This window comes from Copranaerobaculum intestinale, from assembly GCF_009831105.1.
Taxonomy (GTDB): domain Bacteria; phylum Bacillota_I; class Bacilli_A; order Erysipelotrichales; family Erysipelotrichaceae; genus Copranaerobaculum; species Copranaerobaculum intestinale.
Window position 1 is genome coordinate 57,494 of sequence record NZ_WUUQ01000001.1, and the last position, 16,571, is coordinate 74,064.

The 16,571-nt window shown below is 43.6% G+C and carries 11 protein-coding genes; 3 read left to right on the forward strand and 8 right to left on the reverse strand.

Going from position 1 to position 16,571, the window contains the following annotated elements; translation table 11 throughout:
- Nucleotides 1-176 precede the first annotated feature (176 nt).
- Nucleotides 177-1,199 carry a lysylphosphatidylglycerol synthase domain-containing protein gene (locus GSF08_RS00285; protein ID WP_160623878.1) on the forward strand — a complete coding sequence of 341 codons (1,023 nt, stop codon included), beginning with the start codon at nucleotides 177-179 and terminating at the stop codon, nucleotides 1,197-1,199.
- A gap of 37 nt (nucleotides 1,200-1,236) precedes the next feature.
- Here the strand turns inward: GSF08_RS00285 and GSF08_RS00290 are convergent, their stop codons facing one another.
- Both GSF08_RS00290 and pulA read right to left on the reverse strand, forming a co-directional pair.
- Nucleotides 1,237-2,001 carry a Tim44 domain-containing protein gene (locus GSF08_RS00290; protein WP_160623879.1) on the reverse strand — a complete coding sequence of 255 codons (765 nt, stop codon included), beginning with the start codon at nucleotides 1,999-2,001 and terminating at the stop codon, nucleotides 1,237-1,239.
- On the reverse strand, nucleotides 1,998-4,124 hold the full coding sequence (gene pulA, locus GSF08_RS00295) for a type I pullulanase (protein WP_160623880.1): 2,127 nt from the start codon (nucleotides 4,122-4,124) through the stop codon (nucleotides 1,998-2,000). The genes GSF08_RS00290 and pulA overlap by 4 nt, the downstream gene beginning before the upstream one ends.
- 196 nt (nucleotides 4,125-4,320) lie before the next feature.
- Between pulA and GSF08_RS00300 the strand changes: the two genes are divergently transcribed.
- The gene (locus GSF08_RS00300) at nucleotides 4,321-4,782 is read left to right on the forward strand and encodes a low molecular weight protein-tyrosine-phosphatase (protein WP_160623881.1); all 462 of its coding nucleotides are present in this window, start codon (nucleotides 4,321-4,323) and stop codon (nucleotides 4,780-4,782) included.
- Nucleotides 4,783-4,845: 63 nt separating this feature from the next.
- Here the strand turns inward: GSF08_RS00300 and GSF08_RS11615 are convergent, their stop codons facing one another.
- From GSF08_RS11615 to glgB, 6 genes are all read right to left on the reverse strand, one after another.
- On the reverse strand, nucleotides 4,846-5,565 hold the full coding sequence (locus tag GSF08_RS11615) for a collagen-like domain-containing protein (RefSeq protein ID WP_160623882.1): 720 nt from the start codon (nucleotides 5,563-5,565) through the stop codon (nucleotides 4,846-4,848).
- Nucleotides 5,566-5,754: 189 nt separating this feature from the next.
- Nucleotides 5,755-8,169 carry a glycogen/starch/alpha-glucan phosphorylase gene (locus tag GSF08_RS00310; RefSeq protein WP_160623883.1) on the reverse strand — a complete coding sequence of 805 codons (2,415 nt, stop codon included), beginning with the start codon at nucleotides 8,167-8,169 and terminating at the stop codon, nucleotides 5,755-5,757.
- 216 nt (nucleotides 8,170-8,385) lie between these two features.
- Nucleotides 8,386-8,748, reverse strand: a complete 363-nt coding sequence (locus GSF08_RS00315; RefSeq protein WP_160623884.1) for a YbaN family protein — start codon at nucleotides 8,746-8,748, stop codon at nucleotides 8,386-8,388.
- Between the two features lie 272 nt (nucleotides 8,749-9,020).
- Nucleotides 9,021-10,676 (reverse strand): amino acid ABC transporter ATP-binding/permease protein, encoded by a 1,656-nt coding sequence (locus tag GSF08_RS00320; protein ID WP_160623885.1) that lies wholly within the window; start codon nucleotides 10,674-10,676, stop codon nucleotides 9,021-9,023.
- Complete coding sequence (locus GSF08_RS00325; protein WP_160623886.1) at nucleotides 10,669-12,408, reverse strand: ABC transporter ATP-binding protein/permease; 1,740 nt, start codon at nucleotides 12,406-12,408, stop codon at nucleotides 10,669-10,671. Before GSF08_RS00325 ends, GSF08_RS00320 begins: the two co-directional genes overlap by 8 nt.
- Before the next feature lie 344 nt (nucleotides 12,409-12,752).
- On the reverse strand, nucleotides 12,753-14,669 hold the full coding sequence (gene glgB, locus GSF08_RS00330; protein WP_160623887.1) for a 1,4-alpha-glucan branching protein GlgB: 1,917 nt from the start codon (nucleotides 14,667-14,669) through the stop codon (nucleotides 12,753-12,755).
- A 335-nt stretch (nucleotides 14,670-15,004) separates the two neighbouring features.
- Here glgB and GSF08_RS00335 point away from each other — a divergent pair, with 335 nt between their 5' ends.
- Entirely contained in the window at nucleotides 15,005-16,543 is a 1,539-nt protein-coding gene (locus GSF08_RS00335) for an amidohydrolase (RefSeq protein WP_160623888.1), read from the forward strand.
- The last annotated feature ends 28 nt before the right edge of the window (nucleotides 16,544-16,571 follow it).

Sequence of the window (16,571 nt, forward strand, 5' to 3'; positions counted from 1 at the left end):
GGATTTGATATTCAAGCCGAAAGGCATAAGAAAGAAAACTTACATTACGTACAGACAAGGCGGTTAAGCTGACAAAGATGAAATCACAGCTTTACGGGATCAAAAACAAAAGGCTTACGTTCATCAAATCATGCATGAGCGGTTCTTGAAAATGCCGCTTTCGCATAAAAAGTAATATGACAGCGTTGACTCAGGCAAAGCAATCCGCCAAGCCGTTCCTGAAACAAGCCTTCATGTTTTTTATCGGAGCGGTTTTGTTAGGTGTGATGCTGAAAACACAATCCTTAGATAATCTATCGATCCTGCTTCATACCAGGCCGTTTTTTCTTTGTATCCTCATTTTCATTTCACTGTTCATCTATATGATCGGCGGCATTACGATGACGCTGTTTGCCCGAGCCTACGATCCTTGCTTTTCCTTTTGGCGCGGCATAAAACTGGAATTCATCGCGTTAATGGTGGAAAATCTTACGATCGGAGCAGCCGGAAAGGGTACACAGATGCTTTTGCTTCATCGGCAGAAGCTCACCTGGGAACAATCATTATGCTGTGTAGGATTCGATTTCATTAATTTTCAAATGGTAACATTTTGTTTTTCAATGCTTGTATTCTGTGACTCCTTCATGATGCGGCAGTTCGCCGTGGAAATGCCAGTTGTGATTACCGGATTCTTATGCGATATTGCCCCGTTAGCGGCTGCTGCCCTGCTGTTGTATATGCCGGGCATTGCCTCATTGCTTCATTTCCTCGAAACGAAAATCCGTATGCGGCCGCGCCGCCAGCTTTTATCCAGTTTGAAAAAGGGGGCGCGCACCCTGAAACAGCAGCGCCGCATTCAGCAGGAGCCAAGCCGTGTGTTCATGGTACTCATCAGTAATTTCATTCGTATCTTTTTCCGCCATTCCCTCCCGATTCTGGCTGCCTATGCCTTACATGTAGAGATTTTGCCATCCCAGTATATTCATTTATTCATTGCCAGCATCTTCATCGAGCTTATGATATCGGTCGTTCCGGTTACCGGTAAACACGGTATTGCCGAGAGCGCATTTTTATTGATCTGTACCCCGCTGCTGCCTAAAGGCGCCTGTCTTGGCGTCATGATCCTATGGCGGCTCGCGGTTTACTATATTCCCACTGTTTTTGCCATTTTGATTTTTATGCTGACGCCCGATATCACATGGAAGTCTTTGCATCCATAAATTGATAAATATGCCGATATGAAAAAGGACAGCTCATTTAGCTGTCCTCATTTGTTACACTTTCACTCATGGATCGAAATGCTTCCGCCGCTACCTCATCAATCCCCATCACATCATCCAGCAAAAATCGGCTGCCTACTCTTTGAAACTTCCAATATTCTTCAAAGGTAATGCTGTGTTCCGCATCCCCTTCGGTAACCTCCATAGTTCGTATATTCTGATTGTAATCGATCATGCTCGCTTTGATATAATACCAAACAAAATCTCTGTCATCATCCAAATAATCATAAACTCCCATTATCTGTCGTCCCTTTAGATGAATATCCTTCATAACGGATACTTCTTCCCGCTGCTCCATCCATGCCAGCTTTGCCGTCCACTGCTCGATCAGCCGCGGTGTCAAATATTCTTTCAGCTTCTCGATATCCATTTCCATCCATGCATACTGTACGGCATAAAAGGTATCCGTCACATAATGATTCATCGCTTCTTCATTCCAAATCGGATCCAGTTTTTCCAGCTGTTTCATCAGCTGATGTCCTTCCCGATGTTTTTTATGCATCACATAGGCTCCGGCATACGTAAAAGCTCCGCATACAAGCAGATAAGGAAGCAGGGAGAGAATTTGGCTGCCCGCTTTTGCAGGCGGGTGAGTCTCTGTATCATTATTAGGGGAAGCAGAACTGCCGCCAGATGAAGAACCGCTCCCTCCCCCGACGCTGCCTCCGGCATGTGCTGACACCGGGATCGTTGATATCCACAGCGCTCCGATGAGTATTATGAAAACAATACGTTTTCTCATGATGTTTTTTCTTTCCACAATACAATGGTACTGACAGGTTCAACCGCAACCGCGGTGATAAATTCATCCGGCTGTACTGATCCGTTATAGTAAAGCAGCTTATATGCAGCATTCAAAGAATGATGAAAGCTTTCTGTTAAAGGATTAAAAATAACCTGCATCGTGCCCTTTTCATCATCCATTTCATAAATCAGCACTTTACCGTCGATCGTTTGATAATGCACATATTTTTCAATCCTTTCAGCATCGGAATAGCGAAAGCACTCATACGTACGGCGCAGCTGAATCAAAGCCTTGGTATGATCGACCATTTCCCGGTAGCGATCCCGCCTTTCATAATCGATCATATTGATGGAATCCATATCGTGATAGGTATTATTCAAACCATGCTTCGTTCGGGCAAATTCCTGTCCGCTGTGCAAAAACGGAATTCCTTGTGCCAGCAGCACACAAGCATTCAGCATTTCCTGACGGCGCATTCTAATCTCTCGGGTATCTTCCTTGCAGCATTCTTTCAGTTTATCCCAGGCCGTCATGTTATCATGGCATTCCACATAATTGATGACCTGCTGAGGAGAATGAAACATACGGGATCCTCCCTTATCGGTAACACTGCCGCTAAGACAATTTTTCATGATCTCAATCAAGCTGATATCCCCGCTGATATACCCTTTTACATTAACTTCATTGGCGGCTGTCCGCCCTTTAACCACATCACGGAAACGATCGGAAAAATGGGCAATATGCGGCATCTTATCCTGATTTGCAAGGGATGCGCGCAGCCGATAGTCTAGCAGAGAAGGCATGTCCCAGCCTTCTCCATATACCATGAAATCCGGATCATGTACGGCACATTCCCAATACACCTCATTAACAGTATCCATATCCAGAATCCCCATAAGATCAAATCGGAAACCGTCAATTAAAAAGGTATCCTGCAGATAACGGCATGTGTCAATAATAAACCGGCGGCACATCTTTCTTAAGCTGTCGATATCATTTCCGCAGAAGGTACCATTGGAATATTCCCCATTTTCATTCATCTGAAAATAATAATAAGGAACCATATTATTCAGCGGATGCGTTTCCACATCATACACATGATTAAATACGACATCCAAATTCACCTTGATACCATTCTTATGGCATTCTTCAACCAATCGAATCAATTCACGGATACGGCTGTAAGGATCCTCACTGTCTCGGGCATAGCTTCCTTCCGGACATCTTGCCTGCACCGGGTCATAGCCCCAATTATAATACAGCTGCGGATAGAACTCATCAACACTGCCAAAATCCATTACCGGCATCAGCTGAACGTGGGTGATGCCCAGCGATTTTAGATAAGAAAACCCGGTCTGACGCGACTTGGTCATGTGATTTTCCTCAACAAACCCCGCAAACCCACCGCGTTCTGTAACACCGCAGTTTTCCTGCATCGTGAAATCACGGACGCTCGCTTCATACAAAATAGCATCGCTGTAATGATCCGTGATTGGTAATACATAGGGAACCGCAGTCAATTTCCGCCGGTCAATAACGACAGAATGACGTCCGTTTGTATCAGAAGCAATACCATAAGGATCAATCGTTTCCTTCCATTCCCCATTAACATAGACATGATATGTATAACGTGATTCTTCCAGATCACCTTCAACCAAAGAAGCAAAAATACCGCAGTTTTCCCGTTTCATTTCCCGGGTAATCTTTTCATTATGATAATCAAATTCTACTCGTACCCGGCTGGCTGTCGGTGCCCATACCTTAAATACAGTACTGGTCGGACTATACATCGCGCCTAAATCCTTGCCATCGTAATAGAATTCTTCATCAAATCGCTTCGTTTTTACAATATTGGCATATTGAAGCGGTGTACTGCGGGCATATTCATGCATTACATAATACTCTCTGCCGATCACCAACGAGGAATTGACCATTAATGTGTAGCGGTTATAATACTGCGGTGTCTGCTCTACCGATAATATGGACAATGGCTCTAAAAAACCGCTGCAGTCCCGAATATAAAAACGGCTGCTTTGTCCCTCATAGCTGTTGCGTGACATATATACAATAATTTTATTATAGTCATCAAGATATGCTTCAAAATACTTCTGTTGTCTCATACAATCACCTTAGTTCCATTATACCATGTAAGTTGATTTCCTTGGACTATTTTCATATGAACAATGAAGATCAGATAAACAAACAGAATGCTATTGCATAAGGAGTGATTGATAAATCGATCATACACCGGATATAATAGAGTGGAAAAACAGCAATACATGTATTTTCTGATCTATAAATTGAGGAGGTGTCTAAATGATAAAGATTCTGTTTGTCTGCCACGGCAATATCTGCCGATCTCCGATGGCAGAATTTGTGATGAAAGAGCTTGTTGAACAAGCCGGAATCAAACAAAGGTTTATCATTGCTTCTGCCGCAACCAGTGCTGAAGAAATCGGAAATGATATACATTGGGGAACGAGGAAGAAATTGCTAACTGAAAATATCCCATTTTCACCAAGAAGTGCCCGCCGCTTAACACCCGTTGATTATGAGCAATATGATTATCTGATCGGAATGGACGATGCGAATCTGCGAAATATGAAACGGATTTTCGGGGATGATCCAAATCATAAGATCTTTGCTTTGCTGGATTTTACCGATCATCCAAAAGCCATTGCCGATCCTTGGTATACGGGTGACTTTGATGAAACCTTTTCTGATATTACAAAAGGCTGCAAGGCCTTCCTCTCCTATCTTTTGACTTCATCAGACTAACAAAGAACCGAAGCTATAGAGGATTCACTTTTCTGTGAACAAGCTCTATGATTCGGTTCTTTTTTATGAAAGCTTCAAAAATGTAAGTGTGACCGTGCATTCATTCGCGGTTACATCAGTATTGAAGGTCAGTGAAAAAAATGTTGAATCCGCTGTATGGACGATGATCGACTGTGAACCGGTTACGCTGGAATTGCTCGCAGCGGTACGAAAATAAATTCCTAAATCTAAACGGGGTGCGTTGTTATAATATGGCGTTACCTGGATATAACCGGGATTGGGCATCAATGCTGATACATGATAGCTGATCATATAATCACCCGGTTGTAAATGGATGCGGGTTTTATCTTCCAGAACAATTTGATCGGTGCGATCCGCAAGCAGGATCAAATATGGTATGGTACTGCCATTTTCAAATTGCTGCATGAAATTATAATAGGACGCATAGGAAGGAATCAGCGCGGGGCCAACAGCCCCAGTATTTCCGGTGGGACCAACAGCTCCGGTTGGGCCGGTAGGGCCGATCGGTCCTGTTATTCCGACAGCCCCAGTCGGACCGGTGCTTCCTGTATTCCCTCTAGGTCCTGCTTCACCTCTGGGTCCGGTGTTTCCGATTGGTCCCTGCGGACCTGTGGGTCCTTGCGGTCCAGTAATGCCGTCAGCTCCGGTGCTGCCAGTTGCGCCTGTATCTCCCATCGGACCACGGGGTCCGGTGGCTCCTCTTGGACCTTGCGGACCTTCTGCACAACACGGTATACAACAATCCGTATCATAAATATTCATATATTTTCACCTCTTGATACTATACTATGAAGCAGCCTTCAAGCGTTCTGGACAATAAGAAGAAAATTTCAAAATCGTTATCTGCTGCATCAATCCTTTGCCCTAAAAAAACACTACCAATTACGAGCATCGTAATCGGTAGTGTATCTATTTCTTTATTCTCTTCTATAAAGCTGTAGAATAATCGTATTATTCAACATCAACAGGCTGAATATGCCAAATCGTATCCGCATATTGCTGAATTGTCCGATCACTTGAGAAATAACCGGACTGGGCCACGTTAATCAGACACATTTTAGCCCATCCGCTGCGATCCTGATATCGTGCTTCAATATGCTTCTGTGCTTCCGCATATGCTTCAAAATCCGGAAGCAATAAATATTCATCATTTTTAAACATCAATTCATTATATACAAGACGGAAATCCTCTTTCTCCTCCGAGAATGTTCCATCTACCAACGCATCAATTACTTTTTTCAATTTCTCGTCATGATGATAATAATCCCATACATTATATGATTTTTCATGAACGATTTCATCTACCTGTTCTGCGCGCAGTCCAAATATTTCTGCGTTTTCCATGCCGACGCGTTCGACGATCTCCACATTTGCGCCATCCATGGTACCTAAAGTTATCGCTCCGTTCATCATAAATTTCATATTTCCGGTACCGCTTGCCTCTTTTCCGGCAGTAGAAATCTGCTCGCTGACATCAGCCGCGTTCATCAAAATTTCCGCTATGCTGACACCGTAGTTCGGAATAAAAATCACTTTCATATACGGACTGATTTCCGGATCATTGTTAATGACATCCGCCATGCAGTTGATGAGCTTGATAACCTGCTTGGCAAATAGATAGGCCGGTGCCGCTTTTGCCGCAAAAATGAAGGTTCTCGGATAAATGCGATAGCTTGGATCGGCCTTCATGTGCTGGTACTCAGCGATGATATTCATAACATTCAGCAGCTGCCGTTTATAGGCATGCAGACGTTTTGCCTGCACATCGAAAATGGAATGAATATCCACATCGATATGCAAGGTTTTCTTAATATAATCTGCTAATATTTTCTTTCGCTCCAGCTTTACCTGCATAAAGGATTCCTGAAGCTGTTTATCCTCTACGTGATCCATCAGCTGAATCAAATCTTCCGGATGCTCATCAAATCGATTGCCAATTGTATCATGAAGCAGCTTTGTCAGTTGGGGATTGGAATACAGCAGCCATCTGCGATGGGTAATGCCATTGGTTTTGTTATTAAATTTCTCCGGCATGATCGCATAGAAATCCTTAAATACATCCTTTTTCAAGATTTCAGTATGAAGTGCAGCGACACCATTGACGCTATGCGATCCGACAATCGCCAGATTCGCCATATGCACCTGTCCGTCTTTTAAGATTTCTACATTTTTCGCAATATCGGGCCGGTTATAAACATGACTCAAGTTATATTCAAACCGGTGATGAATCTCATCGATGATCAGATAAATACGCGGCAACAATGACTGTATATAAGGTATCGGCCATTTTTCCAGCGCCTCCGACAGCACGGTATGATTCGTATAAGAAATTGTATTATGGGTAATTCCCCATGCATCATCCCACTCATATTCATAATCATCCATCAGCACCCGCATCAATTCCGGAATGGCGAGAACCGGATGGGTATCATTGAGCTGAATGCATACTTTATCCGCCAGATTATCCAAAGAAGGGTAAACTCTCAAATGCGCTTTCACAATCTGTGCGATACCGGCAGAAACAAAGAAATACTCTTGTTTGATGCGCAGCTTGCGTCCTTCTTCGGTAGAATCGTCCGGATATACATTCTGACAGATTGCTTTTACATCGGCGATATACTGTCCGAAATCATTTGCATTGCATGGATCCTCGGCAGCTTCGGCACTCCATAAACGAAGGGTATTCGTTACCTTTGTATTTTTACCGACGATCGGTACATCATAAGGGACTGCTCTCACAATCATATCCGGCACATAATTCACTTTGGTTTTCCCGTGTTCGTTCATGTACATTTCAATATGACCGCCAAATTTCACATCGACAGCGTGCTTTGGCTTTCTGACCTCCCACACATTGCCAAGGCGCAGCCACTGATCCGGCACTTCCACCTGTTCATGATCCACGATCTTTTGTTTAAACAAACCGTATTCATAGCGAATGCAGTTGCCATGTCCCGGTAAATTCAGGGATGCGAGTGAATCCATGAAGCAGGCTGCCAGCCGCCCCAGACCGCCGTTGCCCAAACCTGCATCACTTTCCATATCTTCAATTTCATTAATATCGATACCCAAATCCGCAAGTCCGTCTTTTACGATATCATAGACACCCAAATTCATCAGGTTGTTCGTCAACAGCCTTCCAATCAGAAATTCCATAGAGAAATAGAACATCTGCTTTTGTCCTTTTTGCGCAATCGTTTCTTTGCTGGCTTTCCAGTTTACACCGACAAAGTCGCGAATCATGGTTCCAAGTACCATATATTTTTCTGTTTTATGAGCCTGCTCGATGGAACGGCCATACTTTTCGATAATCCGTCGTTTAAATTCATTCTTAAATTCTTCTTTATTACTGAATTTATTTTCCATTATTTACACCTCTTATTGTGTCTCAACAAGTATTTTAACAAATTTTGCCGTTCATGACAATGAATGAATAGCTTACCTTAGTATATCGGTCATAGACATTTTCATGCAGTTGTTTATCACTCTTTTTAAGTATGAAGAATAAAAAAGACTATAAAATAATCAGAATTTAAAAAAGACAGTGAAGAAAATCACTGTCCGTTGGATTCCTTACATCGTTTATGCGGGAATGGTACGAATTTTAAAGAAGAAGTAATAGTATTTAAAAAGAATCAGAAAGAGCAGAAACAACCGCAAATACCAAGCTTCCATAAAATACATCGCGATCAGCAGCATAGCAGTCGCAAACGTGAGCAGGGTAATTTTGGTTTTCTTTGTCATGCTGCGATGTTCCACAAAAGACTGTAAATGCGTTTGGTACATGTTCGTACTAGTCAGCCAGCGATGAAATTTCGGTGAGCTTTTCGCAAAGCACCATGCCGCTAACAATACGAACGGAGTTGTCGGAAGCACGGGCAGCATAACGCCGATCGAACCCAAAATGACGGCGATCCAGCCGATTACAATATAGATTAGTTTCATAAATTTCGCTCCTTGTGTCCAAATTGATATATCTGATCGATCATATACGAATGATATTTCAGCATGCGCAGCTTACTATATCGCATTACCTTAAGGATTTATTTTTGCTGTTCCTTTTGACAGCAGTAAATCATGCGGGCAAAGCAATCTGTTTTTCGATTTGGATATTTGTTATTCCCATATGTGTTTCGCAATCCATATACATGCACAGGCTTTATCAAAAGGTTATTCCATCATCCGTTTTGAATGTATCTTATCAGCCGAATCATTCATCAGCTTTGACGACCCTGATCCATATTGAGAATGGTATCGGTGGATTGCAGCGTGGAACGGCGATGAGATACTAGGACGATCGTTTTCCCCTTTAATGCCTTCAAAGATTTTAAAATCATTCCCTCGTGCAGCGCATCCAAATTACTGGTTGGTTCATCCAGCAGAATCAGCTCGCTGTCATGGAGGAAAACTCTGGCTAATCCGATACGCTGACGTTCTCCGCCGGAAAGGGATTCCCCCAGCTCTGCTACCTTGGTTTGATAACCCTCCGGCAGCGACATGATAAATGTATGAAGTCCAGCCTTTTGGCATGCATCTGCCACTTGTTCATGCGATGCGGTAAGATTCGCTATTTTAATATTGTTTTCAATCGTATCCTGAAACAAAACCGTTTCCTGTGTCATATAGCTTTCCAGATCACGCAGATCCGTTGTGTTGATCGTACGCAGATCACGGCCGTGAATACGGATGGAGCCTTTCTCAATACTCCAAAAACGCATCAGCAATTTCAGCAAAGTGCTTTTCCCACATCCGCTGGGACCGTAGATACCCAACGCACTTCCTTTTTCTAATTTAAGATCAAAATCTTTTAAAACCCATTTGTCACGGTATGCGAAACGAACCTTTTCAATCGTTACATCACCCATTTCAATCGGTTTTTGATGACTGAGCTCCGCCACCTCCGGTGCTTCTTCCAATAATGAAAGTACCCGGCGGCCACTCGCTAAGGTCAGTAACAAGTTATTGGATAGGTTGGATAATGCGACAACCGGTCCGAAGCTGGAAAACAGTAAAACTGTTCCCAAAATAATTCGCTCGATTGAAAGCATTCCATGCTGATGCAGTCCCAAACCGCAGAACAACAGCAGCAGGGGAAAAATCAGAATTGCCATTGTATTGCGCGATGTACTCTTCCCCTCATATTTTTTAAGCTTACGACCCAACGCATTCAATTTATTGCTTTGATAATTCATTTGCGATAAACGTTCATCACCCTGTCCGAATTGACGAATATCATCAATGCCGCGTAGTGATTCCAGCATATAAGCACTTAAATCTCCGCTCTGCTTGCGGTATTCGTCACCATCAGCCTTTCCCAGCTTAGAAATACGGACGGGGATCCAAAGTCCAACATAAAGATAGCCAAGCGCAGCAATCAAAGCAAAGACCGGTTCAATCACCCAAAAACCTGCCAGTAAAAGTAGGCTTGTCAAAAATGCAATCATGATCGGAGATATCGTATGTGCATAAAACACCTCCAGCAATTCAATATCACTGGTAATGACGCTGATTAAATTTCCTTTATCCTGTCCCTCCAGACGTGCCGGTGCAAGAGTCCGCAGCTTACCAAAGATGCGATCCCGCAATAGGGCCAAAAGCTTGAAGGCAATATAATGATTGCATGCCTGTTCCCCATAGCGAAGGACTCCCCGCAGCACTGCAGCGGCGATCATTAAGCTGATAAGCGCTCCATAGGATAGGTGAATACCGGAATCCATTCTCACAATGACCAACAGGACTGCTCCGACCGGAATAAAGATCGCACACAGAAATCCAAGGATTCCCAGCAGTACAGCCATGCACATCCATCCGCTAAGCGGTGTTACCAGCTTCAGCATTTTTCTCATAACAACAGGATTGCTCCACTTACGCATAACGCTCACCTCCCCGAATCATTTCCAGTTCTTGCTGGGCGGAATAAAGCTCATAATATTTCCCTCGTTTTTTCATCAAAGCCTGATGACTGCCCGATTCCTGCAATGCTCCGTTATCCAGCAAATAAATATGATCGCATTCAGTCATAGCACGCAAGCGATGCGTGATCATAAAGATCGTTTTCTTAGATCGCAATTCCTGAATGACATCTAAGATTGCCTGTTCACTTTCGCTGTCAATATTACTGGTAGCTTCATCAAAGATATAAAAAACACAATCTTTTAATAAAGCTCGCGCCAACACCAAACGCTGCCGCTGTCCCCCGGAGAAATTCGCACCGCCTTCTTCGAGTTCCGTATCCAATCCCCCTTGCGATTGTATAAAGGCATCAAGCCGGACTTGTTTGAGCGCCCTCCACATGGCATCATCATTCGCATATTCATTACCCATCAGCAGATTTTCTTTTACCGTACCTTTTGCGATAAATCCCTGATGTCCAACATAACAGGCAGATTTCCAAAAGGATGCATCCTCAATTTTTGAACGCTCCTGTTTTCCGCAGGTAATATGACCGCGGTAATCCTTCCGCATGCCGCATAATACTTTCGCCAGTGTACTCTTGCCGCTGCCACTGACTCCGCACACGCCGATAAAGGTTCCTTTAGGAATATCCAGATGAATCTTCTTCAAAACATCCTGATCCTTCAGATAACCATACTGCAAATTTTCCACATGAATCGGAAAGAGTGAATCCGTCAATGAATCCGTTGATGCTTTATCTTCCTGTATATCTAAAATACGAAAGATCTTATCACTGGCAGTCATACCATTCATGGCGATATGAAAATAAGAACCAAGCAGCCGCAGCGGTAAAAAGAATTCTGAGGATAACAGAATAATCAAAAGCACACCGACCAGTGATAAACTGCCGTTTATATATGCAAATGCCGCAGTAATACAGCCTAAAGCAGCGCCTCCGTAGGCAATCATATCCATAACACTGACGGAATTCAGCTGCATCGTAAGCACCTTCATCGTAATACGGCGGAACTGCTCCGCTTCCTTATTCATTTCATGATGCTTCCATTCATCGGCCTGATAAATTTTTAATGTTGTCAATCCCTGCAGATTATCGAGAAAACTGTCACCCAAGTCGGTATATGCCCCCCAATAGCGGCTCAGCAAGCGTTTCGCAAATTTTTGTACCGCAATGATGGAAATCGGTATCAACGGAACAAAGATCAGCAGCACCAAAGCGCTTTTCCACTCTATCCAAACAAGCATTACAAATAGTGTGATCGGTGCTAACATACTGTAAAAGAACTGTGGCAGATATCGGCCAAAATAAATTTCGAGCTGATCGATTCCCTCAACGCTCAGCTGTACAAGCTCACTGGTGGAAACATATGCCTGATAATTCTGTTTCAAATGAAGCAGCTTATCATAGATCGCATAACGCAGTTGATTTTTCACAGTGCAGGATGCAAGATGGGAATAATACTGAACCCGGCTTGCACAAAGCATCTTTAATCCGATCAAAACAAGCATACCGCCAAAACCGTACCCCAGATCACCGTGGGTCAGCACGCCCTGTCCAGCACGCTGAATCTGCTCCGCTGCCAGAAACAGAATTCCAGCATTTGCCAACAGTGAAACCCACTGTAAACCTACCTGATACCAAACATATTTACGTGCACTCGGCACTTCCTTCAATAATCGTTTCTTGATCATTCATTCACCATCCCTTATATAGTTAGCCTTGGCTTACTTAACACATGAAGAGAGTTTAGCATTCCCTTTTCCTCTTGTCAATCCCTTTGTTAGATATGGATAACTTTTCCGACTCACCAACAGCAGTACGTGTTTTATTAAGAAAGATCATAAAAAACGGATACCGCTTTCGATATCCGCTGTTTTATTTTCTGCTTACACTCCCCTAGCCAATCGAGCTTCTAGCCATGTATACCATATGGATTACCATGATCAACTGTTTTCGCTCCGCATTTACTCAATTTTGTTCTAAACGATTTCCCATAAGCCTTGCGGCATGTATCTATAAGCAAAATGAAGTATGTCTAATCACCAGCAGCGATTTTTTTCGAAGCTTTTTTCACTGTTTTTTTAATTGGTTTCTTTTCTGCTTTATCAGCTGCATTTTTAACCGCGCGCTTCTTCACTTCCAACATGACACCGCCAAAGCTCGGTACATCCACAATTATCCGATACGGAAGCTGATCGCATTCTGCTTTTACCGCCTTGACCGCCTTGGAATTTACCATATTACCGCCGGCATAGATATCCTGATCGGTGTTCAAAATTTCCTTATAGGAACCTGCTTTCAACACTCCGAAAGCATGTTGCCGATAAGCATTCGGTGACATATTTAATATTACAACAACATCGCTCGTTGAACCGATGCGAATATAGCTGAATAAATTCTCATCCGCATCATCCGCGTTGATCCATCGGAAACTGTCTATACTGTAATCATTCTCATGAAGCGCCGGAATATTTGAGTAGCATTCCCCCAGTTTCGCAAAGAAGCGGTGAAAGGCATCATGTACCGGATAACCGAGTAAGAACCAATCGTTTTCCTTGCTCTCATCCCACTCGCGAAAATGTGCAAATTCATTCCCCATAAAATTCAACTTTTTGCCGGGATGGGTAAACATATACATATACAGGGTTCGCAGCTGGGCAAATTTTTCCTCATAGGTTCCCCATATTTTATCAACGATCGTCTTCTTACCGTGTACGACTTCATCGTGTGAAAACGGCAACAGAAATTTTTCCGAATAGAAATAAGCCATGGAAAAGGTAATTTGATTATGGTGCCATTTACGGTAGACCGGATCCAGCTCCATATACTTCAAGGTATCATTCATCCAGCCCAAATCCCACTTATAATCAAATCCCAACCCCATATCCAGGGTGGACTTTGTGACATTTGGAAAATCACTGGAATCTTCCGCAATCAGCATTACTCCCGGGTAACGGCGGTGCAGATTGTAATTCATGCGGCGGATAAATGCCAGCGCACCTTCATTGACGCCATTATCACGATTGCCGTGCCAGTAGATAATATTAGAAATCGCATCCATGCGCAAACCGTCGATATGATATTTATCCAGCCAAAAGGAAGCGGCTGACATTAAGAAGCTGCGAACAGTTTCACTCCACAAATCAAAGTTGGAGGTTCCCCATTGACTGTTGGCATCGACATCCTTTTGATACTCATACAAAGGAGTTCCATCAAAATAAGACAGTGAGAAATCATCGCGGACAAAATGCACCGGAACGTAATCCAGAATTACCCCAATGCCCGCCTTATGGCACTGATCGATTAAGCTCATGAGATCTTCACAGCTGCCGTAACGGGAAGTCGCCGCAAAGTAACCGCTGCACTGATAGCCCCATGAACCGTCAAACGGATACTCGTTCAATGGCATAAACTCAAGATGCGTAAAATGATGCTCCTTCGCATAGGCGATCAATTCTTTCGCAATCTCACGATACGTATACCAAGAGCCATCTTCCTTCTGCTTCCAGGAACCGATATGTACTTCATAGATATTCATGGCCTTAGAAACATTACGGTCGCGATTTTTCATCCATGTCTCATCATGCCAGTGAAAGTCAAGATCAGTCACGATAGATGCAGTATTCGGACGCAGTTCGCTGTGAAATGCATACGGATCCATCTTATCCACAACTCGCCCGTCAGCCTGTGTTACCCGATATTTATACATATCGCCATGCTTGACATCCGGTATAAACAAGGAATAGACACCAGATTCATCAGCACGCTTCATGACACAGCCCTCACAGCTCCAGTCATTGAAAGAACCGATCACCTGAATCGACATGGCATGCGGCGCATAGACAGTAAATCTCGCTCCCTTTCTGCCCTCAAAACAGAGATGTGCTCCAAATAGCTCATAAGCCTCCAGACAATGTCCGGCATAGAATTTTTCCAGCTTTAATCTATCCATATGATTCTCTCCCTTCACTTCTTATTTTATTGTAACTCATTTTACAGGGATTGCCCATAGATAAAACCGGTAATTTGTCGTATGCCCGATGTCTGATTAATTGGTTTTCTCAACCTGTTTTCCGCAAAAACACGCAGTTTAAAGAGTTCTGTGTCTATTTAGCCATACAGCCATTTGAAAAAGGAAGTAATTTTCTCATCATTTATATAGAAAACATAACCACTGTTTTTTTAAATTATAAACATTTTCTATTTAACAACTTGTATTATAACGTTATATTATGTTATACTGGTATTGGATAGAAGCAAAACAACTTATTTTGCGAGGAAAGAGACATGAAAGATGAGGCTATTTTAGTTTTAAGAGCCGACAATGTTTTCCCGGCTGACGGTACTCCCCCGTTTCGCGGATTTGTAGCGATCCAAGGTTCTGATATCGCAGCGGTCGGCACCGATGATGTGATCCAGCCATGGTTGGATCAGGCACAAAAAGTCATAGAGCTCGGTGATAAGGTCATTACCCCGGGCTATTGTGATGTTCACACGTTTTTCAGCGGTTGGGTATTGCGCAGTTTGGGCATTGACTTCACTGATGTACACACGGTAAGTGAAGGGATCACCGCACTTCAGGAATATGCGAAAACAAGAGTAGACAAACCCTTGTTCGGGCATAACCTGCATCCTGATTTTCCCAATGCGGATGTCGACGAATTAAATCGTGCATTCCCGCATACGCCGGTTGTGATTTTTACCTTTGATCGCGACACCTGCTGGATGAATGAAGCCGCGAGACAAGCTTATGGATTTACACCGGAGGAGTGTTATGCGGAAAAGATCGTAAAGATGATGGCGGAGTATCTGAAGGATACGGAAATGGAAGAAAAATACCTCGCATATATGCGAATGCTGAATGAGCGCGGGGTAACTTCCATTAAAGAGATGACCTTTGACACATATTATGGTTTCATGGATGTGATGGAGAAGCTTGAACAGGAAAAGAAACTGACGGTTCGCGTTGACATGATGTCTCAGCCGGTAGCAGAGGGTATCAACATTCCTCACGGCCTAGCCATGCGGGAACGTTTCCACAGTGAATTTCTGCAGTTCAGCGGATACAACCGCATGACCGATCGCGGTATTCCATCTTCTCTAGCAGAGCTGATCGAACCTTATAAATCACATCCGGGTGTTACCTGCACAGTACCGGTAGAATGGGATTTGATTGAACAGGAAACGCTGGAAGCGGATCGAAATGGATTCCGCTATTCCCTGCATGCGCAGGGTGACGGCGCAGTACGCCACTGTGTGGAACTGTTCGACCGCTGTGAAAAAGTAAACGGCAAGCTCAAAAATCGTCATGCGATCACCGATCTGGAATATTCAAATCCAAAGGATTTAGAGAAATTCGGAAAGATCGGCGGCATCACGGAAATCTATTCTCAGATCCAGTCTCTGGACAATAAGCAGGATGTTATGGATATGATCGATCATCAGCTGGGCATGGAGCGAAGTGTCAACTACTGGAACCGCCGAATCATGTGGGACAGCGGAATAACCGTATCCTGCGGTACTGATCTGCCCTTATTGATTCCCGATATTCCCGAAGGAATTTACTGCGGCTGCGGCGGCTACTTCAAGGACGGTCAGAGTTTCAATAAAGGAAATATGCTGACGGTGGAAGAAATGCTGACTGCCTGGACGCGCAACGGACAGATCAACTGCGGGCGTGACGCCTATGTCGGCACCCTGACAGCCGGCAAGCGCGCCGATATCGCGGTACTCGACCAGAATGTCTTCACCAAAGAACTGGCAGATATGCGGGATGTGAAGGTATGTCTCACCATCAGCGATGGACGCATCGTTTATGAAAACTGAACAATGGATGAAATCCAATCAGATAAAT

Excerpts from the sequence above, each read along its gene's own strand:
- GSF08_RS00335 (WP_160623888.1), top strand. The coding sequence starts at position 15,005 with ATGAAAGATGAGGCTATTTTAGTTTTAAGAGCCGACAATGTTTTCCCG.
- GSF08_RS00310 (WP_160623883.1), bottom strand. The coding sequence starts at position 8,169 with ATGGAAAATAAATTCAGTAATAAAGAAGAATTTAAGAATGAATTTAAA.
- GSF08_RS00285 (WP_160623878.1), top strand. The coding sequence starts at position 177 with ATGACAGCGTTGACTCAGGCAAAGCAATCCGCCAAGCCGTTCCTGAAA.
- glgB (WP_160623887.1), bottom strand. The coding sequence starts at position 14,669 with ATGGATAGATTAAAGCTGGAAAAATTCTATGCCGGACATTGTCTGGAG.
- GSF08_RS00300 (WP_160623881.1), top strand. The coding sequence starts at position 4,321 with ATGATAAAGATTCTGTTTGTCTGCCACGGCAATATCTGCCGATCTCCG.
- GSF08_RS00315 (WP_160623884.1), bottom strand. The coding sequence starts at position 8,748 with ATGAAACTAATCTATATTGTAATCGGCTGGATCGCCGTCATTTTGGGT.
- GSF08_RS00320 (WP_160623885.1), bottom strand. The coding sequence starts at position 10,676 with ATGCGTAAGTGGAGCAATCCTGTTGTTATGAGAAAAATGCTGAAGCTG.
- GSF08_RS00290 (WP_160623879.1), bottom strand. The coding sequence starts at position 2,001 with ATGAGAAAACGTATTGTTTTCATAATACTCATCGGAGCGCTGTGGATA.
- GSF08_RS00325 (WP_160623886.1), bottom strand. The coding sequence starts at position 12,408 with ATGATCAAGAAACGATTATTGAAGGAAGTGCCGAGTGCACGTAAATAT.
- GSF08_RS11615 (WP_160623882.1), bottom strand. The coding sequence starts at position 5,565 with ATGAATATTTATGATACGGATTGTTGTATACCGTGTTGTGCAGAAGGT.
- pulA (WP_160623880.1), bottom strand. The coding sequence starts at position 4,124 with ATGAGACAACAGAAGTATTTTGAAGCATATCTTGATGACTATAATAAA.